Raw genomic sequence first — 21,273 nt, forward strand, 5'->3', positions numbered from 1 at the left:
GTGCGTTTCAATCGTCAGCCCCGTAGTGGTGCTCGCCCCAGCGCGGCAGCATGTCCTGTGGAATATTCAGCAGGTTGAGGATGCGCGCCACGACAAAGTCCACCAGGTCGTCGATGCTCTGCGGCTGGTGATAAAACCCCGGCGCTGCCGGCAGGATCACCGCGCCCATCTGCGATAACTTGAGCATGTTTTCCAGGTGGATGGTCGACAGCGGCGCCTCACGTGGTACCAGAATCAACTGGCGGCGCTCCTTCAGCGTCACGTCGGCGGCACGTTCGATCAGGTTGTTGCAGGCGCCGCTGGCAATCGCCGACAGGCTGCCGGTAGAGCATGGCACCACCACCATCGCCGTCGGCGCACCAGACCCGGAGGCCACCGGCGACATCCAGTCTTCCTTGCCGTACACGCGGATCTGCCCGTCGGCGGCACCGGTATACTCGGTGAGAAACGCCTGCATGGCCTGGGGCTTGGCCGGCAGCATCACGTCGGTCTCGGTGGACATCACCAGTTGCGCGGCCTTGGAGATAAGAAAGTGCACCTCGCGGTCTTCGCGCACCAGGCAATCGAGCAGGCGCAGGCCATACTGCGCCCCGGAGGCGCCGGTCATGGCCAAAGTGATACGTTCCGGGCCGCTCATTGGAGGGCCTCGGCCAGTTTGCCGTGCAGGCCGCCGAAGCCGCCGTTGCTCATGATCACCACATGGGTGCCTGGGCGCGCCTGGCCCTTGATACGCGTGATGATTGCCTCAAGGCTGTCGGCAACGATACTCGGCACGGTGCACTCGGCGGCGGTGCCAGCCAGGTCCCAACCGAGATTGGGCGGTGCATACCAGATCACCTGATCGGCGTCGTTGACGCTTTCCGGCAGGCCAGCGCGGTGGGCGCCGAGCTTCATGGAGTTGGAGCGCGGCTCGATCACCGCGATCACCGGCGCCTCGCCGACGCGCTTGCGCAAACCGTCGAGGGTGGTGGCGATAGCCGTCGGGTGGTGGGCGAAGTCGTCATAGATGGTCACGCCCTGCACCTCGGCGACCTTCTCCATACGCCGCTTGACGCTCTTGAACGCGCTCAGGCCGTCGATGCCCATGGCCGGCACCACACCGACATGGCGTGCCGCTGCCAGGGTAGCCAATGCGTTGGCGACGTTATGCTGGCCAGTCAGAGCCCAGTCCACCACACCTTGCACCTGGCCATCGAACAGCACTTCGAAGCGCGAGCCATCGGCGCTGAGCAGGCGTGCCTGCCACTGCCCCCCCTCGCCAGTGGTTTGTACCGGGGTCCAGCAGCCCATGCCGATCACCCGCTCCAAGGCAGGCTCGGTGGTTGGATGGATGACCAGGCCTTCGCTCGGAATAGTCCGCACCAAATGGTGGAACTGCCGCTCGATGGACGCCAGGTCGGGAAAGATGTCTGCGTGATCGAACTCAAGGTTATTGAGGATCGCGGTACGCGGATGGTAGTGCACGAACTTCGAACGCTTATCGAAGAAGGCGCTGTCGTACTCGTCGGCCTCGACCACGAAGAACGGCGTGCCGCCCAGACGTGCGGACACCGAGAAGTTCTGCGGCACGCCGCCGATCAGGAAGCCTGGGCTCATGCCAGCATGTTCGAGCACCCACGCCAGCATGCTGCTGGTGGTGGTCTTGCCGTGGGTCCCGGCCACCGCCAGCACCCAGCGGCCTTGCAGCACATGGTCGGCCAGCCACTGTGGGCCTGACACGTAGGGCAGGCCCTTGTTCAGCACGTACTCCACCGCCGGGTTACCCCGCGACATGGCGTTGCCGATCACCACCAGGTCTGGCGCCGGCTCCAGCTGGGCCGGGTCATAGCCTTGGGTGAGTTCGATGCCCTGAGCTTCGAGCTGGGTGCTCATGGGGGGATAAACATTGGCGTCGGAGCCCGTGACGCGGTGGCCAAGCTCCTTGGCCAGCACGGCCAGCGAACCCATGAAAGTGCCGCAGATACCGAGAATGTGAATGTGCATGTTCGACCTCGCAAAACGTCGAGGCAGGGTAGCCCACGGCGCGGGAAATCGCACCCGATGTTTCGCTCAGCCGGCCCTGGCGATGCCGTGTTTACGCAGTTTTCGATAAAGGGTGTTGCGGCTGATGCCCAGGTGCTCCGCGACCTGGGTCAGGTGCCAGCGTTTTGCCTCGAGCACGCTGAGCAGCGCATCGCGTTCGGCGTGTAGGAGCGGCCTTGTGTCGCGAAAGGGCGGCGCAGCAGCCCCGGCGCAATTGCCAACGCCGCTGGATATCGGGGGCCGCTCTGCGGCCCTTTCGCGACACAAGGCCGCGCCTACAGGGACCGCAGCGCTGCGGATGACAGCGGGCAGATCATGAAAACCAACCACCCCTTCCTCACACAACGCCACCACGGTGCGCAGTACGTTCTTCATCTGCCGTACGTTGCCCGGCCAGTCGAACGCCAGCAATGCCTGACGCGCAGCCGGATCGAGGGTCACCGTTTGCCCCTCGGCCTCCTGATGCAGCAGAGCGTCCAGCAACTGGCTCTTGTCGCTGCGTTCGCGCAGCGCCGGCAGCAACACTTCCAGGCCATTGAGGCGGTAATAGAGGTCTTCGCGGAAGCTGCCTTGCGCTACCCGTTCGAGCAAATCACGGTGCGTGGCACTGATGATGCGTACATCCACCGCCTGCGGCTCGCCGCCGATGGGTACCACCTGGCGCTCCTCCAGCACCCGCAGCAGGCGGGTCTGCAAGGCCAACGGCATGTCGCCGATCTCATCCAGCAGCAACGTACCGCCGTCGGCCTGCAACAGCTTGCCGCGCATGCCTTCCTTGCGCGCCCCCGTGAAACTGCCGCCCCGGTAGCCGAACAGCTCACTCTCGATCAAGCTCTCGGGGATCGACGCACAATTGATAGCCACGAAGGGCTTCTGCCGACGCGCACTGGCCTGGTGCACAGCCTGGGCGAATGCCTCCTTGCCGCAGCCGGTCTCGCCCCGCAGCAGCAATGGCACATCACGCTCGAACACGCGCACGGCGCGGCTGAATTCATGTTGCAAGGCAGCGTCGAGCAGGCAGATGCCCGGCTCGACGAGCCGACGCGGCTCACCCAACGCCACCGGCACCGACCACACCGGTGTGCGTGCCCGACCCCGCAGGCTGGCGAACACCTGCCGCCCATCGCGGGTATGCAAAGGCCAGGCTGTGCTGCCTTGAGGCGTGGCACGGCAGAACAGCGCGTCATGGCTACAGGCAAAGAACTGCTCCATCGGCTTACCCAGTAGCTCGCCACGCACGGTCCCAAGCAGGTGCAGCGCGCCCTGGTTGGCCGCGCAGATCCGCCCATCGCCGTCGAAGGCCAGCAGGCCTTCGCTGAAAAGCCCGACCGACTCAGCCTGCAAGTGGAAACGCAGCAGCCATTGCTGCTCGTAATGACGCAGGAAGTAGCAACTTTCGATCATCTTGGCCGACAGGTTGACCAAGGCCATGGTGTGGAACTGGCTCTGGCGCGACACATCCGGGCGCGCCGACGAGACATCGAGCACCGCCAGCAGCTCGCCATGCGGGTCGAATACCGGGCTGGCCGAGCAGGTCAGACCGGTGTGGCGACCACGAAAATGCTCATCCTGATGGATGGTCAGGGCCTGGCGTTCGACCAGACAGGTGCCGATCCCATTGGTGCCTTCGCGGGCCTCGCTCCAGTCGGCGCCCAGCCACAGCCCGGCACGCTCGAAGATGCGCCGCTCACTGGCGGCGGTGACGCAGTTGAGGATCACGCCACGCGCATCGGTGAGCAGCACCGCATGCCCTGCCCCGGACAACTGCTGGTGCAGGCTGTTCATCTCGGTGTCGGCAATCTGCAGCACCTGGCGCAGGCCCTCACGGCTCTCCAGCAGGCGGCCATGTTCCAGCACCACTGGCGCCTGGGCTCGCTCGGGGTCGAGGTGGTAGTCCTCCAGGCAACGCAGCCAGGAGCGGGCAATCGAAGGGTCGCTGCCCGGCCCGCAGGCCTTGCCGTGGGCGACGGTGAGCACTTGCTGGGCATGGCGGCTGGAAGGGTTGCTCTGCATTTTTGTTGTTCTCCGCAGATACGCGTGCCTCCAGCATCCCCCAGGCCGGTGCGCTTTGCAATGCTGCCCTGACCACCTAGTCACCGAGCGCGCCATAAACGGTACAAAGTGTCACTCCCGCTGTACCAGCGCTGGCACGCCAGCGCCTGTCAGCGTGCTGAAAATGACCCAAGTCATTGATTGGCAAGGGACTCCAGGCGCTGGCCCAAGCTTTGCTCTACGCTTTGAAACTCCGCAACAATCACAACGATCAGGAGACACACCATGCGTTACGCACATCCCGGCACCGAGGGTGCGAAGGTTTCCTTCAAGACTCGCTACGGCAACTACATCGGTGGTGAGTTCGTCGCTCCGGTGAAAGGGCAATATTTCGAAAACACCTCTCCGGTAAATGGCCAGCTGATCGCCGAATTCCCTCGCTCCACTACCGAAGACATCGAAAAAGCCCTGGATGCCGCGCATGCCGCCGCCGACGCCTGGGGCCGCACTTCGGTCCAGGACCGCTCCAACGTGCTGCTGCGCATCGCCGATCGCATCGAGCAGAACCTCGAACTGCTGGCGATCACCGAAACCTGGGACAACGGCAAGCCGATCCGCGAAACCCTCAATGCCGACATCCCCCTGGCCGTGGACCACTTCCGCTATTTCGCCGGCTGCATCCGCGCCCAGGAAGGCGGCGCCGCCGAGATCAACGACAGCACCGTGGCCTACCACATCCACGAGCCGCTGGGCGTGGTCGGACAGATCATCCCGTGGAACTTCCCACTGCTGATGGCCGCCTGGAAACTCGCACCGGCCCTGGCTGCCGGCAACTGCGTGGTGCTCAAACCCGCCGAACAAACACCGCTGGGCATCACTGTACTGCTCGAGCTGATCGGCGACCTGCTGCCCAAGGGCGTGCTCAACGTGGTGCAAGGCTATGGCCGCGAAGCCGGTGAGGCCTTGGCCACCAGCAAGCGCATCGCCAAGATCGCCTTCACCGGCTCCACCCCGGTGGGCTCGCACATCATGAAGTGCGCCGCCGAGAACATCATTCCGTCCACCGTCGAACTGGGCGGCAAGTCGCCCAACGTGTACTTCGAAGACATCATGCAGGCCGAGCCAAGCTTCATCGACAAGGCCGCCGAGGGCATGGTGCTGGCCTTCTTCAACCAGGGCGAGGTATGCACCTGCCCGTCGCGGGCGCTGGTGCAGGAGTCGATCTACCCGCAGTTCATGGAAGTGGTGATGAAAAAGGTGCTGCAAATCAAGCGCGGCGACCCGCTGGACACTGACACCATGGTCGGTGCCCAGGCCTCGCAACAGCAGTTCGAGAAGATCCAGTCGTACCTGAAGATTGCCCAGGAAGAAGGCGCAGAGCTGCTGACCGGCGGCAAGGTGGAACAGCTCGAAGGCTCGCTGGCTACCGGCTATTACATCCAGCCGACGCTGATCAAGGGCAACAACAAGATGCGCGTGTTCCAGGAAGAGATCTTCGGCCCGGTGGTCAGCGTCACCACCTTCAAGGATGAAGCCGAGGCCCTGGCCATTGCCAACGACACCGAGTTCGGCCTCGGCGCCGGGGTATGGACCCGCGACATCAACCGCGCCTACCGCATGGGCCGTGGCATCAAGGCCGGCCGTGTGTGGACCAACTGCTACCACTTGTACCCGGCGCATGCCGCGTTCGGTGGCTACAAGAAGTCCGGCGTCGGCCGTGAAACCCACAAGATGATGCTCGATCACTATCAGCAGACCAAGAACCTGCTGGTGAGCTACGACATCAACCCGCTGGGCTTCTTCTAAGCACCCGTTGCACACTTGAAGCTACAAGCGCCAAGAAAGAGCGGGCCGCTGTGAAGCCGCTTCCTGGCGCTTGTGGCTCGTTTCATGCAGTACCCATCACCAAGAAGAGCAGTCTCGAGCTTCTGGCGACAAGTGATAGCAGCCTCACGCGGGCTGCTTCTACTTACCGCTTGCAGCTTGAAGCTGCTCCATAACTCAAAAAACAGGTGAATCCATGCCAAGCGATCAATCCGCCGGCGCGCCGGCAAACTCCTCCGTCGACTTCGAAAAAGTCGGCTCCGACTACTTCCAGCAACGCGAACTGAAAAAAGGTGCTGCTGGCTGGGTACTGCTGGTCGGCCTGGGAGTGGCCTACGTCATCTCCGGCGACTACGCCGGCTGGAACTTCGGCCTGGCCCAAGGCGGCTGGGGCGGGATGTTCCTCGCCACCTTGCTGATGGCGACCATGTACCTGTGTATGTGCTTCTCGCTGGCCGAGCTGTCCTCGATGATCCCCACCGCAGGCGGTGGTTATGGCTTTGCCCGTAGCGCCTTCGGCCCCTGGGGCGGATTTCTCACCGGTACCGCGATCCTCATCGAATATGCCATCGCCCCGGCGGCCATCGCCGTATTCATTGGCGCCTATTGCGAGTCACTGTTCGGGATTGGCGGCTGGATGATCTACCTGGCGTTCTACGTCGTATTCATCGGCATTCACATCTTCGGGGTGGGCGAGGCGCTGAAGCTGATGTTCATCATCACCGCCATCGCGGCCATCGCCCTGGCAGTGTTCCTGATCGCCATGGTGCCCCACTTTGATGCAGCCAACCTGTTCGACATCGCCAAGACCGACGCTGTCGGTGCAAGCAGCTTCCTGCCATTCGGCTATGTCGGGGTGTGGGCGGCGATTCCCTACGCGATCTGGTTCTTCCTGGCGGTCGAAGGCGTGCCGCTGGCCGCAGAAGAAACCAAGAACCCCAAACGTGACCTGCCGCGCGGCCTGATCGGCGCGATGCTGGTACTGCTGGCCTTTGCCCTGCTGATCCTGGTGGTGGGCCCAGGTGGCGCGGGCGCCGAAGCCCTGAAGTCCTCGGGCAACCCACTGGTCGAGGCACTGGCCAAGGCCTACGGCGGGTCCACCTGGATGGGCGGCTTCGTCAACCTGGTCGGGCTGGCAGGCTTGATCGCCAGCTTCTTCTCGATCATCTACGCCTATTCGCGGCAGATCTTCGCGCTGTCGCGTGCAGGCTATCTGCCGCGCAAGCTCTCGGAAACCAACAAAAGCAAGGCCCCGGTGCTGGCCTTGGTGATTCCGGGCTTGATCGGTTTCGCCCTGTCGCTCACGGGTCAAGGCGACCTGCTGATCCTGGTGGCGGTATTCGGCGCTACGCTGTCCTATGTGCTGATGATGGCCGCGCACATCACCTTGCGCATTCGCCGGCCGAAGATGGAGCGTCCGTACCGCACCCCCGGCGGCATCTTCACCTCCGGTGTCGCCTTGGTGCTGGCCTGCATCGCGGTGGTCGCAGGCTTCCTGGTGGACCCACGGGTAGTGATTGGTGCAGCGCTGATCTACGCGGTACTGATCGCCTACTTCGCCTTCTACAGCCGCCACCACTTGGTAGCCGGTACGCCGGAAGAGGAATTCGCCGCGATCCAGAAGGCCGAAGAGGCCTTGCACTGATCGCAGACTTGCGCCACCGGTTCGCCCGGTGGCGCCCTGGAGATTCTGTATGGCCGTTTTCGTACACACCGTTGGCAACCAGCTGTACCGCTTCGATAGCCTCAAGGAGGTGATGGCCAAGGCCAGCCCAGCGCGTTCGGGCGATTACCTGGCCGGCGTCGCCGCCAGCAATGACGGCGAACGGGTCGCCGCGCAGATGGCCCTGGCCGACATCCCACTCAAGCACTTTCTCAACGAAGCCCTGATCCCCTACGAACACGACGAAATCACCCGCTTGATCGTCGACACCCACGACACCCAAGCATTCGCCCCGGTCAGCCACTTGACCGTCGGTGGCCTGCGCGACTGGCTGCTCAGCGAGCAGGCCGATGAACACAGCCTACGCGCCCTGGCACCGGGCCTGACGCCGGAAATGGCAGCGGCGGTATCGAAGATCATGCGCGTGCAGGACCTGGTGCTGGTGGCGCAGAAAATCCGCGTAGTCACCGCGTTTCGCGGCACCATGGGCCTGCGTGGGCGGCTCTCGACGCGCCTGCAACCCAATCACCCCACCGACGAGCCCGCCGGTATCGCCGCGAGCATTCTCGATGGCCTGTTGTACGGCAATGGCGACGCCATGATCGGCATCAACCCGGCCACCGACAGCATTGCCTCGATCTGCGCGCTGCTGGAAATGCTCGACGCCATCATCCAACGCTACGACATCCCTACCCAGGCCTGCGTACTCACCCACGTAACCACCTCGATCGAGGCGATCAACCGCGGCGTGCCGCTGGACCTGGTGTTCCAATCCATCGCCGGCACCGAGGCGGCCAACGCCGGCTTTGGCATCAACCTCAACGTCTTGCAGGAAGGCTACGAGGCCGGGCTTTCGCTCAAGCGCGGCAGCGTCGGGCAAAACCTCATGTACTTTGAAACCGGCCAAGGCAGTGCGCTGTCTGCCAACGCCCACCATGGCGTCGATCAACAGACCTGCGAAACCCGTGCCTATGCCGTGGCACGGCATTTCAAGCCGTTTCTGGTCAACACCGTGGTCGGTTTCATCGGCCCGGAATACCTCTACAACGGCAAACAGATCATTCGCGCCGGGCTCGAAGACCACTTCTGCGGCAAGCTGCTGGGCGTACCGATGGGCTGCGACATCTGCTATACCAACCACGCCGAAGCCGACCAGGACGACATGGACACCCTGCTGACTCTGCTGGGAGTGGCCGGCATCAATTTCATCATGGGCATTCCCGGCTCCGACGACATCATGCTCAACTACCAGACCACCTCGTTCCACGACGCGCTGTACGCGCGCCAGACCCTAGGTTTGCGCCCCGGCCCGGAATTCGAGGCCTGGCTCGAGCGCACCGGCATCTTCACCCAAGCCGACGGGCGCATCCGCTTCGGCGACAACCTGCCGCCAGCCTTCCGCCAGGCCCTGGCGCAGTTGGCATAGGGACGACCGACCATGGACCGACACAGCCCCACCCCTGAAAACCCTTGGCTGGCCCTGCGCAACCTCACCCCGGCGCGTATCGCCCTGGGCCGCACCGGCATCAGCTTGCCCACTGGCGCCCAGCTGGATTTCCAGTACGCCCACGCCCAAGCCCGCGACGCCGTGCACCTGCCCTTCGACCACGCCAGCCTGCGCCAGCAGCTCAGCGAGCGTGGCCGCGACAGCCTGTTGCTGCGCAGCGCCGCCAGTGACCGCCACCAGTACCTGCAACGACCCGACCTGGGCCGGCGCCTGCACGAGGACTCAGCCCAGCAACTGCGCGCGCACGCTCAGGCCAACCCCGGCGGGGTCGATTTGGCAATCGTCGTCGCCGACGGCCTGTCGGCGCTGGCCGTACACCGTCACACCCTGCCGCTGTTGACGCGTTTCGACGAACAGGCCGCCGCCGACGGCTGGAGCCGCGCCCCGGTGGTGCTGGTGGAGCAGGGCCGTGTGGCAGTGGCCGACGAAGTGGGCGAGCTGCTCGGCGCACGCATGACCGTGATGCTGATCGGCGAGCGCCCTGGGCTGAGTTCCCCCGACAGCCTGGGCTTGTACTTCACCTATGCGCCCAAGGTCGGCCTGACCGATGCCTACCGTAACTGCATTTCCAACGTACGCCTTGAAGGCCTGAGCTACGGCATGGCCGCCCATCGACTGCTATATCTGATGCGTGAAGCCTGCCGGCGCCAGCTCTCGGGCGTGAACCTAAAGGACGAAGCCGAAATCCAAAGCCTCGAAAGCGATGATTCAGGCAACAAAAACGGGAACTTCCTGCTTGGTGAAGGGTAAAAAACCTGTCACCGATGGCCGATTGCGCTTGTCGCCTGCTTTAGGCAGCATGCGGATGAACGCTGCTGGCAATTCGCCGTATCCCCCAATGGACTCTGAGGCCCGCCCATGCGCATCATCAAGGCAACCCTGGAACACCTCGACCTGCTCACCCCGCTGTTCGTGAAGTACCGCGAGTTCTATGGCGAGCTGCCCTACCCTGACAGTTCGAAGTCCTTCCTCAAAAAACGCCTGGAACGTGGCGAGTCGGTGATCTACCTGGCCATGCCGCTGGACGACGACAGCAAGCTGCTCGGTTTCTGCCAGCTCTACCCGAGTTTTTCTTCGCTGTCGCTCAAGCGTGTGTGGATCCTCAACGACATCTACGTGGCCGAAGACTCACGGCGTATGCTGGTGGCCGATCACCTGATGCGCGAGGCCAAGAAAATGGCCCGCGAATCCAACGCCGTGCGCATGCGCGTGTCCACCAGCAGCAGCAACGAAGTAGCGCGCAAGACCTACGAATCAATGGGCTTTCGCAAGGATACCGAGTTCGAGAACTACGTGTTGCCGCTCAGCCAGGAGTGACTCCAAGCGGCAAGGCTTTGCGCAAAAACCTGTAGGAGCGGCCTTGCGTCGCGATGGGGCGGCGTAGCGGCCCCCTATTTTCAGCTCCGCAGTTGAAATTGCCAGGGCCGCTACGCGCCCCATCGCGGCACAAGGCCGCTCCTACAGAAAATTGCGCAGTGCCGGCTGACAATGCCGTAACCCCCCGCTACAAACTCTCCGGGCACTTTCCCGTCTTCGCCGTATAATCCCTTTCCAGTCATGTGTGAAAAGTTACCTTCCCCCAGGTGAATCTGCCCACGCCCTAGACGCCGTCCGTCATCGCGCGCCCGTAGAAGCGGGACAAGAACACAGGTGCTGTACATGGATTTCAACCCGCTGGACCTTATCCTGCATCTCGATGCCTACCTCGATCTGCTGGTCAACAACTACGGCCCCTGGATCTACGCCATCCTGTTCACCGTGATCTTCTGCGAGACCGGCCTTGTGGTGATGCCGTTCCTGCCGGGTGACTCCCTGCTGTTCATCGCTGGCGCCGTAGCCGCCGGGGGCGGCATGGACCCTGTACTGCTGGCCGGCCTGCTGATGGCCGCTGCGATCCTCGGTGACAGCACCAACTACGTGATCGGGCGCACGGCAGGCGAGCGCCTGTTCAGTAACCCGCGCTCGAAGATCTTCCGCCAGGACTACCTGCAACGTACCCATGAGTTCTACGAACGCCATGGCGGCAAGACCGTGACCCTGGCGCGCTTCCTGCCGATCCTGCGGACCTTCGCGCCTTTCGTCGCCGGTATCGCCCACATGCACTACCCCCGTTTCCTCGGTTTCAGCGTGGCCGGGTCGATCCTGTGGGTCGGCGGTCTGGTCACCTTGGGTTACTTCTTCGGCAACGTGCCATTCATCAAGCAGCACCTGTCGCTGATGGTCGTGGGCATCATCGTCCTGTCGCTGGTGCCGATGATTCTCGGCTTGCTGCGCGGGCGCCTGGGCCGCGCGGCCAAGGCCCACTAAGCCGCACATGTGGTCGTTCAGCGCCTGGCGGCGCCGGCGTACCTTGGCCCGATACCCGGTGGACGACGCCCAGTGGCGCACGCTGCGCGAGCGCCTGCCGCTGCTCGACGGGCTGACTGACGAAGAAGACCATTGGCTGCGCGAGGCCTGCGTGCTGTTCCTGCATGACAAGCACCTGACCACCTTGCCGGGGGTCGAGCTGGACGATGGCCAGCGCCTGTTCCTCGCCGCCCAGGCCCAGCTGCCCCTGCTGCACCTGGGCGAGCTGAACTGGTACCAGGGCTTTCACGAGATCATCCTCTACCCCGACGACTTCAAGAGCCCGCAGCGCCACCGCGACGCCAGCGGCGTGGAGCATGTCTGGGACGCCGAGCACAGCGGCGAGGCCTGGCAGCAAGGTCCGGTGATCCTGGCCTGGGACGGCGTACTGGCTGGCGGCGGCTGGGAAGCTTACAATCTGGTGATCCACGAACTGGCGCACAAGCTGGACATGCTCAATGGCGACGCCAACGGCCTGCCACCGCTGCACAACGACATGCGTATCGAAGATTGGGCCGAAGCGATGCAACACGCCTACGACGATCTGAACCGCCAATTGGACGCCGACCCGGACCGCGAAACCGCAATAGACCCATACGCGGCGGAGAACCCCGCCGAATTCTTCGCCGTCACCAGCGAGTATTTTTTCAGCGCCCCCGACCTGCTGCACGCGACTTATCCAAAGGTCTACCAACAGCTGGCACGCTTCTATCGCCAAGACCCGCTGGCGCGCCTGCGGCGCCTGCAGGCCGAGCACCCGGACTACCGCCAGCCCCCCGCCTGAATGCCCCACGCATCAGGGCGGGCGTGGCATGCAGCAGTGGAATGTGCCTATAATCGCCGCCACTTTTTTGATCAAACACGGGGGCATTGCCCAATGAGCTACAGCAAGATTCCGGCTGGCAAAGACCTGCCGAACGACATCTACGTCGCTATCGAGATCCCGGCCAACCACGCGCCGATCAAATACGAGATCGACAAGGACAGCGATACCCTGTTCGTCGACCGCTTCATGGCCACCCCGATGTTCTACCCGGCCAACTACGGCTTCATCCCCAACACCCTGGCCGACGACGGTGATCCACTGGACGTGCTGGTCGTGACCCCGTATCCGGTCGCTCCAGGCTCGGTGATCCGCGCCCGTCCGGTCGGCGTGCTGAACATGACCGACGACGGCGGCGGCGACGCCAAGGTCATCGCCGTTCCTCACGACAAGCTGAGCCAGCTGTACGTCGACGTGAAGGAATACACCGACCTACCAGCCCTGCTGATCCAGCAGATCGAGCACTTCTTCGCCAACTACAAGGATCTGGAGAAGGGCAAGTGGGTCAAGATCGAAGGCTGGGAAGGCGCTGACGCCGCCCGCGCCGCGATCACCAAGTCGGTCGCCGCCTACAAGGGCTGATAGATCAGACACGCAAGCCCCGCCTCGGCGGGGCTTTTTTCTGCCCGCAGGAAAAGGCCTACGCAAGCTGAGGATGCGCCCTACAAATGCGGCGTTTTCAGACAGATCGCATCAACATCAGGTTCATTTCCCTGATGATTCACCGGCGATACACTCCTCCCATGAATACATCCGGTGATCGCCTCAAAGCTCTCCTGCTGGAGTGCAACCTGACCTCTTCTGACTTCGCTGCCCATCGCGACATTACCCCTCAGCACGTCAACAACTGGTTCAAGCGCGGTGTGCCCTTGGCGCGACTCGACGAAATTGCCGAGCTGTTTTGCGTGCACCCGCGCTGGCTACGCACGGGCGAAGGCCCCAAGCACCCCGACCCCCTTGTCGCCCCGCGCGCCGCCGTGCCTCGCGCCGAGCCTCCCAAAGCGCTGCTCGAACCGGGTTCGCCAAGCATATCGGTTGCGCTGCACCACATCCGCCAGGGCAGGTTGACGCCATCTGCCGGGCTGCACCAGTGCTTACCGGCCCAAGCCCTCGATAACCTGGGCGTGAACGCGCGACACGCGATCTGCGTCGCCATGCCCGACTGCAACATGGCGCCGCTAATCCCACAAGGCGCGCTGCTGGCCATCGATCGCAGCGTCACCTGGATTGCCGACGGCGAGTACCACGCATTACTCCTGGACGGCCACCTGCGGGTCCACCAGCTCAGCCATGGCCCGAATGACACGCTCTGCCTGCACAGCCATGATCGCCTCAACCACCCGGTCGAGCGCCTCACCCCGAACCAGCGCCGCACCCGCCAGCTGGAAATCGTCGGCTGGGTATTCTGGTGGGCGTGCCTACGCGCCGCACGTCCGGCCTGAAACACCTCGCACCATTTTTTGCTGGGCATCGCTGGCAAGCCCTAGTATGCTACGCCGCACATCACGCCCCCTGTTGGTGCAAGCCGCATTCCAGAGGGCCTGGCGACGTCTCACACAGACGTCTGCCATCTTTTTCAGGCCATGTTGCCAACCGTTTAAGGCGATTGCGGCTTATCAAAAATGAGCCAAGATCGTCCCCGAGAAGCCGGCCACAAGCCGGCTTTTTAATTGCCCAGATTTTCCTACGTTTTCCGAGAGCCTCGCTATGCCGGAGGTAGGCATTGCCCTATGGGTAGCGGCTCATGACCCCCTCCCCCGCATTCACGCGCTCGGCTGTCAGCCCTTTACTCGCGCAAGCGCTACTGCTACGCCCCAATGACACGGTTAACAGGCTGGGGCGACTCAGCGCTGGCCGTAGGCAGAATCAGCACCCGCCTGAACGTAGCGCTACTACGCCAAAAAATTAAGGCGCTGGAGCCAAAGCGGAACAATAATCAGGAACTACAAACCTATCCGCTTTTGACTCAAAAAATCAAAGCAAAATAAACGCCCCTGAAAGCAATTATTTAATTAATCCCATAAGCGTGCCTCACACTCCAAAACAATTAAAGAGCAATGATTAAACGAAGAACAAAAACACCAGCTCGCAAAGCTATAACCCACCGACTTAAAATCAAAAAAACCAAACAAATAGACTAAAACACGAAAGCCGACAAGCAGCATTTACCCGAAGCGCGAAAATTGATACCATGCACTGCGCATGCGCGGCAATTGAAATGGGCTACCCCCACCTGAATGGACCTTATCAGTCATGACCAAGCAATACTCTCATGATGGCCACACCATATACCACGGAGAAGCTGTCGAGGTTCTCAAGTCCATCGAAACTGCCAGCATTGACCTGATATTCGCCGACCCCCCATATAATATTGGAAAAGATTTCGACGGCATCCATGACCGCATTGATGAGTCAGAGTATTTCTCTTGGTGCTGGCAATGGATTGACGAGTGCAGCCGCATATTGAAGCCAAACGGGACGTTCTACTTGATGAACTCCACGCAAAATATGCCTCACCTGGACATTTACTGCCGCAAACAGTTTGAAATTCTGTCGCGGATCATCTGGGCTTACGACAGCTCAGGGGTGCAAGCCAAGAAATTTTTCGGTTCGCTATACGAGCCAATCCTGCATTTGGTGAAAAACCCAAAATCCTACACCTTCAATGCCAATGACATTCTGGTTGAGGCGAAGACTGGGGCAAAGCGCGGCCTGATGGACTACCGAAAGAATCCGCCACAGCCGTACAACACAACGAAAGTACCGGGTAATGTGTGGGAATTCCCCCGCGTTCGCTTCAAGATGGATGAATATGAGAACCATCCCTCTCAAAAGCCTGAGTCCCTGCTGGAGCGCGTGATTCGCGCATCATCGAATCCAGGCGAAGTGGTGCTCGACCCGTTCGGTGGTTCATTTTCGACAGGGGCGGTGGCCAAGCGCCTTGGCCGCCGCTCTATTTCGATTGAAAAAAATGAAACTTACATAAAAATCGGACTTCGTCGCATTGGCATCCCTTCAGACTATTCGGACGAGGAACTGCTCAAGCACAAGGCTCGTAAAACTCAGAACCTGTCCAAAAAGCAGAGAACCAAGGAATCAGCCCAACAGCCCATATTCCAATTGGAATTGTAACGCGAGTTCGTGCTTGATCCGTTCAAGTGTGGCGACTGATAGTCCGGCCGCCACCGCTTGCAGATCCCGCAGCGTGAAAATCTCTTCAAAAAGATCCATATACATCAAGACCGTATCTACATTGTATTGCCCAGAGTGCAACGCATCGTGGTAAATACGGCTCATCACAGTCTCTTTCTCCGTATTCACCTTGATCACGAATGACATCGGATAGCGATTGACCTTCTCAAAATCGAGAAAGTACTTCTTGAAATCCAACGTTTCGGTCACTTGAAAAAAACGACCTAAGGGTTGCAAGACAAAATCGATCCCACCGTCGTTGGCATTGGTTCGCCCAGTTCGGAAAAGTACAAGCGGCTTAGGCTCAACACTCTCAGCCCGCGGGCCGATGAAAATCGTCTGTCCTCGATAGTGCTCCGCCAGCAGCACATAGGAAGCAATTTCAAACAATCTGGCATCCGCATTAGGCGCGAACGCTGCGGTGAAGAACCTGAAGAGATCCTCCAACGTTTCAATACCCTGAATCTCTTCCAGCACGCTGCTTTGATTAGCTGTAATCAGGTCAATGTACGCATTTACGGCATCGATAATGACACTCGCAACCCGCTTGGGATCGGCACCGCCATGACTCAGCAGTTGCTCTGATATCGCCCTGGCCTTTTGCCCGCCCACCTTCGCCCCCCTGACGGGTAGCAAATCACCGTCTACGCGAAGCTGACGAGCGAATTCATCATTCAGTCGATTATCAAGGGGGTGATTTTGAAGTTTTGACCCAAACGGCAGCATTCGCATGCGCGCCAGTAAATCAGTAAAGCGAGAAGTCTTGCCGTCCCTGTAGTCTTCGGCCAGCACGAACAACGCATACACGTTCCCCAGCGAGCGCCTCGCTTTGCTCCCTCGATCTGCGGCCCGGGTCTTACGCACCAAATACTGCACCAGAAGGTTGCTGACTGGCACTCCATGGTTTTCAGCTATCGCTTCGACAAACGACATAGGCTCCTGCTCGCGTAGTCAATCCAAGAGCCGCAAGAGTACACCAGGGACAGTCGCAACCAAGCATCGCCCCCCACCCAGGCTTGCCAACCGGATGGTAGCGCGCGTTATGCTTACGCGGTCTTCAGGGCGGGGTGAAAGTCCCCACCGGCGGTAAATCGAAAGATGAGCCCGCGAGCGCTCCGGCCATGTCGGAGGTCAGCAGATCTGGTGCAACTCCAGAGCCGACGGTCATAGTCCGGATGAAAGAAGGCGTTTGCCAGGGGCCTACAGGTGCCCCTGCGCGCGCGTTTTGTTCGCCCCGAGACGTTCATCGATCATTCACGAGGAGCGTTTCATGTCCACCACGCATCACTTGCACTTCCCCCGCGTTACTGCCGCTATCGCCGCCTTCAAGGCCGGGCGTCCGGTGCTGTTGCTCGACGACGACGACCGCGAGGACGAGGCCGATATCGTCGCTGCTGCCGAAAACCTGTCGCTGCAAACCATGGCCATGATGATCCGAGATTGCAGCGGCATTGTCTGCCTGTGCCTGGACGAAGCCACCGTCGACGCCCTGCAACTGGCGCCGATGGTACAGAACAACCAGGCCCGCCATGGCACTGGCTTCACCGTCACCATCGAGGCCGCCGAAGGCGTCAGCACCGGGGTCTCGGCACAGGACCGCATCACCACCATCGAGGCGGCGCTGCGCTCGACAGCGCAGCAGCGCCATATCGTCAGCCCAGGGCATGTGTTCCCGCTGCGCGCCCGCGACGGCGGCGTGCTGACCCGCCGCGGCCACACCGAAGGCTCGGTGGACCTGGCGCGCTTGGCTGGCCTGCGCCCGGCTGCGGTGTTGTGCGAACTGATGAACCCCGACGGCAGCATGGCACGGGGCGAGGAGGTGGCGGTGTACGCCCGGCAGTACAACCTGCCGGTGCTGACCATCGATGAACTGGCGCGCTATCGCGAAGCGATGCTGGTGGCCGAGCCGGCCTGACCCGAAAGCATCGCGAGGCAAGTCGGCACTCCCGACTTGTCTCGCGACAGGGCCGCAAGCCTCAACGCAGGCCCAACGGCCCTTTCAGGAATTCATACAACCCCGCTGCACTCTTGCGATAGCCCTCGGCGCTCAGGTGCACCAGATCGGGTCGCGCCAAGCCGCTGGCCTGCCAGCCGGCAATCGCGCACGGCCCGCCCATGAACGCCTGCCAATCCCAGAACAGCGCCTGGTGCTTACGTGCCATCTGCTGCTGGATGCGGATCACCGACGCCAGCGGCTGAGGCTGGCGCGCTGCACAGGTACGCGCCTTGCGCTGCTTGATCGAGTCTGGCGGGCCCACCAGCAGAATCGCAGTACGCGGCAGATCCTGGCGCAAGCGTGTCAGCGTGGTGTCCAACTGGGTCTGGTAAAGCGCTAGGTCTAGCTTGTCGTCGAACGCTTCGTTGGTGCCATAGGCGAGAATCACCAGGTCCGGCTTAACGGCCTTGAGGCTGTCCTGCCAACCCGGCTGCCACTTGTCCACCACCTCCAGGCGCGCACCATTGGTGCCCAGCGTCGAGTAGATCACCCCAGCGTTCTTCTGCGACTGTAAGTACCAGCCGCCCAAGGCCAAGCCGCGCCCACCCTCGACGCTCAGTTGCAGCGGCAGACCAGCGGTCGCGAAGACCGGACTGAAACGCCATTGGCCATTGCTGATCGCCAACGCGCGGCGCTGGCCGCCGTTGACCAGCAGCGCAGCATTGGTGGTGGACTGGTACAACGCCGACACCTTGTAGCGCTGCGCGTCTTCATCGCGCGCTTGCAGCACCACGCTGGAACGATTGGCCAGCGGCAACGACAAGTAGCCGCCCAAGGGGAACTGGCTGCTCTGCTGGTTGCGCGCCGAGATCAGCTCCCATTGGCGCTTCTCGCTCTTGATGATCACCCGGTCGTTGCGGATCCCTGGCACCGGCGAAGCGGGCACCAGACCAATGCCGCCGTCGCCGTAGCGCGCCTGCAACAGCCGGCGCAGCTCGCCGCTGAACAGGTCGGCAGCGGTGTGCGAGTCGCCCAGTTGGACGATCGCCACCGGTGCCCGGTTGGCGTTGCGCAGTTTGTTGGCCAGCAGCGACAGATTGCCGTCCTGGCGGGCGGCAGGTGCGGGCGCCGGGCGTGCTGCGGGCTGGGCGGCCACGCTGCTCGCGCCGGTGCTGCAACCGGGTACCGCGCTGATCAGCAGGGCCAGGCCCAGCAGGTGATGCCATTGGCGCATCTCAATGTCCTGTTACGGTCAGGCCGGGGAAGCTGATCAGCGACAGTACCTGTTCGGCGATCATCTTCTGGCCTGTGATGGTGAAATGAATACCGTCGTCGACACGCACCTTGACCCGCTTGCCCTCCGGCGTCTGCACCGTATAGGAGAAGGTGTCGTCCGCGTAACCGAGAATCGGGTTGGCCGAGACATAGTGCTGGCCGTACAGCGCGGTTTGCGCCTGATACAGGCCGCTCAGGTAGCCCATGGCTGTGGACAGCCGCGCCTTCTCCATGTTCGGCGGGCCCACCCACAGCACTTGCACGTTATGTGCCCGGGCTTGGTCTAGGATCGCGTCGATGCGTGCACGGTAAGCCACCTCCCACTCCGGGGACTTGAAGCGCAGGAAGGGCTTACCCTTGCCCTGAGGCATGTCCCAAGGATCGTTCGGCCCGAGGAACACCACCATCAGGCGGATGTTCGGGCCATGTTCGAGAGTATCGGCAACGGTTTTCGGCCAGTTGAAGAACCCCGGATACGCAAGCCCGGTGCTCTGTTTGCTGAGGTTGACGGTACGGATCTGGTAGCGCTTGCGCAGGCTGTTGGCCAGATGCGGCGCGACGCCCTGCATCAGTGAGTCGCCGACCAGGAACACCTCGTCACCCGACGCCAGCGAAACCAGCGTGCCGCCCTGCAACGTCTGCGGGTGCGGCGCCTGGGCAACAACGGCTGGCCGCATCACCGGGACCGATGTGTGCGGCACAGGCTCTGGCTCGACGCCAGGCACAGGTGGGCTCGCCACCGGCAACGGTTTGGCCAACGCCGCGGGCGTCTCCAGGTTGATCGTCACCACCGGCGCAGGTGCAGGCAACTCCACCGGCGCCGGGGACCGGGCCAACTGCGGGGCCTGCTGCAAGCGCTCGATGAAACTGTCGCGGCCGTCTTCCAGGGCCAAGGTCAACTGCGCGCCGTAGCGCCAGGCTGGCAGTTGCCCCAACAGCGGAATCTCGCAACCCTCGTGGTACTTCTGCTGGCAGTAGAGCTTGATCGAGTCCTGGTTCAGCCAGAACAGCAACGCGGTGGTCAACACAATCGCGTACAACGCACGGGCAGCGCCCAACTGCACCTGGAGCAGCTGTTTGCTATCAGAAACTTGCATAGATGAACCCCGGCACACCCGATTGCGAAGCGAAGATCACCAGCGACACGCCGATCCCCAGCGGAACCGGATACAACAGCCACGGCAGTCGTTGGCTGGCGGCAAAGCCCTGGCGCAGCAGCGCCAGCCACTGCGGGTAGCTGGCCACGAACAGTACGCAGCCCAGCAGCATCAGGCCGATGCTGCTGGCCAGCCCAGCCAGGCTCAGCTCAGCGATATCACCGAGCATCTCCAGGGCGCCATCGAGCGTGGTACTGCGGAAGAAGATCCAGGCGAAGGCGACGTAGTGGAAGGTCATCAGACGCGCCATCAGCCCGGCCCCCGGCAACTTGGCGAAGCCGGGCAGCCACTGGCTGAACAGCTTGGAAATCGCCAGGCCCACGCCATGCAGCGCGCCCCAGATGATGAAGTTCAGGCTCGCCCCGTGCCACAGCCCGGACACCAGCATCGCCAGCAGCATGTTCAGGTTGCCGCGCCAGGCCCCCTGGCGATTGCCCCCCAGGGGGATATAGACGTAGTCACGGATGAACCGCGACAGGCTGATGTGCCAGCGCCCCCAGAACTCCTTGAGGTTGTGCGCCATGTAGGGCGCGTTGAAGTTCTCCGGCAGACGAAAACCCAGCAGCAGCGCAATGCCGGTGACCAGGTTGGTGTAGCCGCTGAAGTTGAAGTAGATCAGGAAGCTGTAGCCATACACACTCAACAGCACCTGCTCGGGCGAATAGCTGCCGGGCGTGTCGAACACCGGGTCGACCCACTCGCTGCCCAGCCAGGCACTGAGGAAGAACAGCTTGATCACCGCCAGGGCAATCAAGCCCAGCGCACGCTGCGGCTCGAGCACTTGGCGCATGGCCTCGGGGCGGATCTGCGCCAGCATGTGCAGTGCCCGGTTCACCGGGCCCGCCACCAGGCTGGGGAAGAACGCCAGGTACAGGGCCAGGTCCAGCGGCCCGACCGGTTGCAGTTCGCGCCGACTGATCGACACCACGTAGCTGACCGAATGGAAGGCGTAGAACGACAGGCCAATGGGCACCAGCACGTCCAGCAGCGGTAACGCCACTTGCACCCCGGCCGCCGCCAAGGCGTTTTGCACCCCTTCGACGAAGAACACCTGATACTTGAACAGGTAGAAGCAGCCCACCACCAAGGCAAGCAACAGCGCATTGCAGAACCCACGCCCGGGATAGCGCCCGGCCAAGCCTCCAAGCAAATACACCAGCGCGCTGTAACCCAGCAGGATATACAGCGAATGCAGGCTGAAACTCGCCACCAGCGCATAGCTGGCCGTCAGCAGCAGCACGTTTTGCAGCCGGGCACTCCAGCACAGGCTCCAGTAGACAATGAAGAACAGCGTGAAACAGAGGCCGAATTCGATCGAGAGGAAGCTCACAACGTAGTCCGTTACGTGACATCGAGGGGAAAGACCCGCCGCACAGGGGCCGCGGGCCGAAGAGCGCGGATTATGGCAGAGGGCCAAGACCCTCACAATCCGATCACATCTGAATGTGCAAGACGTTACCGCTCAGATAAATGCAACAAAATAAGACAAAACCTGCGTTGATTTGCTCCCCCTGCCCCGCTCTGCTAGTGTCGCGC

General features: G+C 62.1%; 18 protein-coding genes and 1 riboswitch. Of the genes, 11 read left to right on the forward strand and 7 right to left on the reverse strand.

Features of this window, described 5'->3' with window-relative positions:
* Positions 1–7: 7 nt before the first annotated feature.
* From ubiX to ACNFIC_RS03615, 3 genes are all read right to left on the reverse strand, one after another.
* Entirely contained in the window at positions 8–637 is a 630-nt protein-coding gene (ubiX, locus tag ACNFIC_RS03605; protein WP_138221377.1) for a flavin prenyltransferase UbiX, read from the reverse strand.
* Entirely contained in the window at positions 634–1,983 is a 1,350-nt protein-coding gene (gene mpl / locus ACNFIC_RS03610; RefSeq protein ID WP_138221376.1) for a UDP-N-acetylmuramate:L-alanyl-gamma-D-glutamyl-meso-diaminopimelate ligase, read from the reverse strand. The genes ubiX and mpl overlap by 4 nt, the downstream gene beginning before the upstream one ends.
* Before the next feature lie 66 nt (positions 1,984–2,049).
* Complete coding sequence (locus ACNFIC_RS03615; protein WP_416779951.1) at positions 2,050–4,035, reverse strand: sigma-54-dependent Fis family transcriptional regulator; 1,986 nt, start codon at positions 4,033–4,035, stop codon at positions 2,050–2,052.
* A gap of 264 nt (positions 4,036–4,299) precedes the next feature.
* On the opposite strand from ACNFIC_RS03615, the gene ACNFIC_RS03620 reads away from it, so the two are divergent.
* From ACNFIC_RS03620 to yhdJ, 10 genes are all read left to right on the forward strand, one after another.
* A complete protein-coding gene (locus tag ACNFIC_RS03620; protein WP_416779953.1) occupies positions 4,300–5,820 on the forward strand; it encodes an aldehyde dehydrogenase family protein in 1,521 nt (506 codons plus the stop codon).
* 214 nt (positions 5,821–6,034) lie between these two features.
* Positions 6,035–7,483 carry an ethanolamine permease gene (gene eat / locus ACNFIC_RS03625; RefSeq protein ID WP_138221373.1) on the forward strand — a complete coding sequence of 483 codons (1,449 nt, stop codon included), beginning with the start codon at positions 6,035–6,037 and terminating at the stop codon, positions 7,481–7,483.
* A 49-nt stretch (positions 7,484–7,532) separates the two neighbouring features.
* Positions 7,533–8,927, forward strand: coding sequence for an ethanolamine ammonia-lyase subunit EutB (locus ACNFIC_RS03630; protein WP_138221372.1), 1,395 nt, complete (start codon positions 7,533–7,535; stop codon positions 8,925–8,927).
* Between the two features lie 12 nt (positions 8,928–8,939).
* Positions 8,940–9,758 carry an ethanolamine ammonia-lyase subunit EutC gene (gene eutC / locus ACNFIC_RS03635; RefSeq protein ID WP_138221371.1) on the forward strand — a complete coding sequence of 273 codons (819 nt, stop codon included), beginning with the start codon at positions 8,940–8,942 and terminating at the stop codon, positions 9,756–9,758.
* Positions 9,759–9,866: 108 nt separating this feature from the next.
* Positions 9,867–10,325, forward strand: coding sequence for a GNAT family N-acetyltransferase (locus tag ACNFIC_RS03640; protein WP_138221370.1), 459 nt, complete (start codon positions 9,867–9,869; stop codon positions 10,323–10,325).
* 342 nt (positions 10,326–10,667) lie between these two features.
* Complete coding sequence (locus ACNFIC_RS03645; RefSeq protein ID WP_138221369.1) at positions 10,668–11,315, forward strand: DedA family protein; 648 nt, start codon at positions 10,668–10,670, stop codon at positions 11,313–11,315.
* Positions 11,316–11,322: 7 nt separating this feature from the next.
* Complete coding sequence (locus tag ACNFIC_RS03650; RefSeq protein ID WP_138221368.1) at positions 11,323–12,138, forward strand: zinc-dependent peptidase; 816 nt, start codon at positions 11,323–11,325, stop codon at positions 12,136–12,138.
* Positions 12,139–12,231: 93 nt separating this feature from the next.
* A complete protein-coding gene (gene ppa / locus ACNFIC_RS03655; RefSeq protein WP_003255365.1) occupies positions 12,232–12,759 on the forward strand; it encodes an inorganic diphosphatase in 528 nt (175 codons plus the stop codon).
* A 161-nt stretch (positions 12,760–12,920) separates the two neighbouring features.
* The gene (locus ACNFIC_RS03660; RefSeq protein ID WP_416779957.1) at positions 12,921–13,619 is read left to right on the forward strand and encodes a LexA family transcriptional regulator; all 699 of its coding nucleotides are present in this window, start codon (positions 12,921–12,923) and stop codon (positions 13,617–13,619) included.
* Positions 13,620–14,430: 811 nt separating this feature from the next.
* Positions 14,431–15,309: an adenine-specific DNA-methyltransferase gene (yhdJ, locus tag ACNFIC_RS03665; RefSeq protein ID WP_138221366.1), complete on the forward strand. Its 879-nt coding sequence runs from the start codon at positions 14,431–14,433 to the stop codon at positions 15,307–15,309.
* On the opposite strand, the gene ACNFIC_RS03670 is transcribed toward yhdJ, so the two are convergent.
* Entirely contained in the window at positions 15,274–16,302 is a 1,029-nt protein-coding gene (locus ACNFIC_RS03670) for a hypothetical protein (RefSeq protein WP_416779960.1), read from the reverse strand. The two genes, yhdJ and ACNFIC_RS03670, sit on opposite strands and share 36 nt — an antisense overlap.
* A 116-nt stretch (positions 16,303–16,418) precedes the next feature.
* Positions 16,419–16,560, forward strand: a riboswitch (FMN riboswitch).
* 79 nt (positions 16,561–16,639) lie between these two features.
* Between ACNFIC_RS03670 and ribB the strand changes: the two genes are divergently transcribed.
* Positions 16,640–17,284 (forward strand): 3,4-dihydroxy-2-butanone-4-phosphate synthase, encoded by a 645-nt coding sequence (gene ribB / locus ACNFIC_RS03675; RefSeq protein ID WP_416779962.1) that lies wholly within the window; start codon positions 16,640–16,642, stop codon positions 17,282–17,284.
* A gap of 61 nt (positions 17,285–17,345) precedes the next feature.
* Here the strand turns inward: ribB and ACNFIC_RS03680 are convergent, their stop codons facing one another.
* Genes ACNFIC_RS03680 through ACNFIC_RS03690 form a run of 3 tightly spaced genes read right to left on the reverse strand, consistent with a single transcriptional unit; the run spans position 17,346 to position 21,067 of the window.
* Positions 17,346–18,539 carry an SGNH/GDSL hydrolase family protein gene (locus ACNFIC_RS03680; RefSeq protein ID WP_416779964.1) on the reverse strand — a complete coding sequence of 398 codons (1,194 nt, stop codon included), beginning with the start codon at positions 18,537–18,539 and terminating at the stop codon, positions 17,346–17,348.
* Position 18,540: 1 nt separating this feature from the next.
* Positions 18,541–19,677 (reverse strand): DUF459 domain-containing protein, encoded by a 1,137-nt coding sequence (locus tag ACNFIC_RS03685; protein WP_138221362.1) that lies wholly within the window; start codon positions 19,675–19,677, stop codon positions 18,541–18,543.
* Complete coding sequence (locus ACNFIC_RS03690) at positions 19,664–21,067, reverse strand: MBOAT family O-acyltransferase (RefSeq protein WP_416779967.1); 1,404 nt, start codon at positions 21,065–21,067, stop codon at positions 19,664–19,666. The genes ACNFIC_RS03685 and ACNFIC_RS03690 overlap by 14 nt, the downstream gene beginning before the upstream one ends.
* Between the last annotated feature and the right edge of the window lie 206 nt (positions 21,068–21,273).

This window comes from Pseudomonas sp. NY15463 (assembly GCF_048068415.1).
In the GTDB taxonomy this organism is placed as follows: Bacteria; Pseudomonadota; Gammaproteobacteria; order Pseudomonadales; family Pseudomonadaceae; genus Aquipseudomonas; species Aquipseudomonas mosselii_C.

What these genes read in the sequence shown, in the direction of transcription:
- ACNFIC_RS03670 (WP_416779960.1), bottom strand. Translation starts at nt 16,302, where the DNA reads ATGTCGTTTGTCGAAGCGATAGCTGAAAACCATGGAGTGCCAGTCAGC.
- ACNFIC_RS03680 (WP_416779964.1), bottom strand. Translation starts at nt 18,539, where the DNA reads ATGCGCCAATGGCATCACCTGCTGGGCCTGGCCCTGCTGATCAGCGCG.
- ACNFIC_RS03650 (WP_138221368.1), top strand. Translation starts at nt 11,323, where the DNA reads ATGTGGTCGTTCAGCGCCTGGCGGCGCCGGCGTACCTTGGCCCGATAC.
- eat (WP_138221373.1), top strand. Translation starts at nt 6,035, where the DNA reads ATGCCAAGCGATCAATCCGCCGGCGCGCCGGCAAACTCCTCCGTCGAC.
- ACNFIC_RS03615 (WP_416779951.1), bottom strand. Translation starts at nt 4,035, where the DNA reads ATGCAGAGCAACCCTTCCAGCCGCCATGCCCAGCAAGTGCTCACCGTC.
- eutC (WP_138221371.1), top strand. Translation starts at nt 8,940, where the DNA reads ATGGACCGACACAGCCCCACCCCTGAAAACCCTTGGCTGGCCCTGCGC.
- ACNFIC_RS03620 (WP_416779953.1), top strand. Translation starts at nt 4,300, where the DNA reads ATGCGTTACGCACATCCCGGCACCGAGGGTGCGAAGGTTTCCTTCAAG.
- ACNFIC_RS03640 (WP_138221370.1), top strand. Translation starts at nt 9,867, where the DNA reads ATGCGCATCATCAAGGCAACCCTGGAACACCTCGACCTGCTCACCCCG.
- ACNFIC_RS03645 (WP_138221369.1), top strand. Translation starts at nt 10,668, where the DNA reads ATGGATTTCAACCCGCTGGACCTTATCCTGCATCTCGATGCCTACCTC.
- ACNFIC_RS03660 (WP_416779957.1), top strand. Translation starts at nt 12,921, where the DNA reads ATGAATACATCCGGTGATCGCCTCAAAGCTCTCCTGCTGGAGTGCAAC.
- ribB (WP_416779962.1), top strand. Translation starts at nt 16,640, where the DNA reads ATGTCCACCACGCATCACTTGCACTTCCCCCGCGTTACTGCCGCTATC.
- ACNFIC_RS03630 (WP_138221372.1), top strand. Translation starts at nt 7,533, where the DNA reads ATGGCCGTTTTCGTACACACCGTTGGCAACCAGCTGTACCGCTTCGAT.
- yhdJ (WP_138221366.1), top strand. Translation starts at nt 14,431, where the DNA reads ATGACCAAGCAATACTCTCATGATGGCCACACCATATACCACGGAGAA.
- ubiX (WP_138221377.1), bottom strand. Translation starts at nt 637, where the DNA reads ATGAGCGGCCCGGAACGTATCACTTTGGCCATGACCGGCGCCTCCGGG.
- ppa (WP_003255365.1), top strand. Translation starts at nt 12,232, where the DNA reads ATGAGCTACAGCAAGATTCCGGCTGGCAAAGACCTGCCGAACGACATC.
- mpl (WP_138221376.1), bottom strand. Translation starts at nt 1,983, where the DNA reads ATGCACATTCACATTCTCGGTATCTGCGGCACTTTCATGGGTTCGCTG.
- ACNFIC_RS03685 (WP_138221362.1), bottom strand. Translation starts at nt 19,677, where the DNA reads ATGCAAGTTTCTGATAGCAAACAGCTGCTCCAGGTGCAGTTGGGCGCT.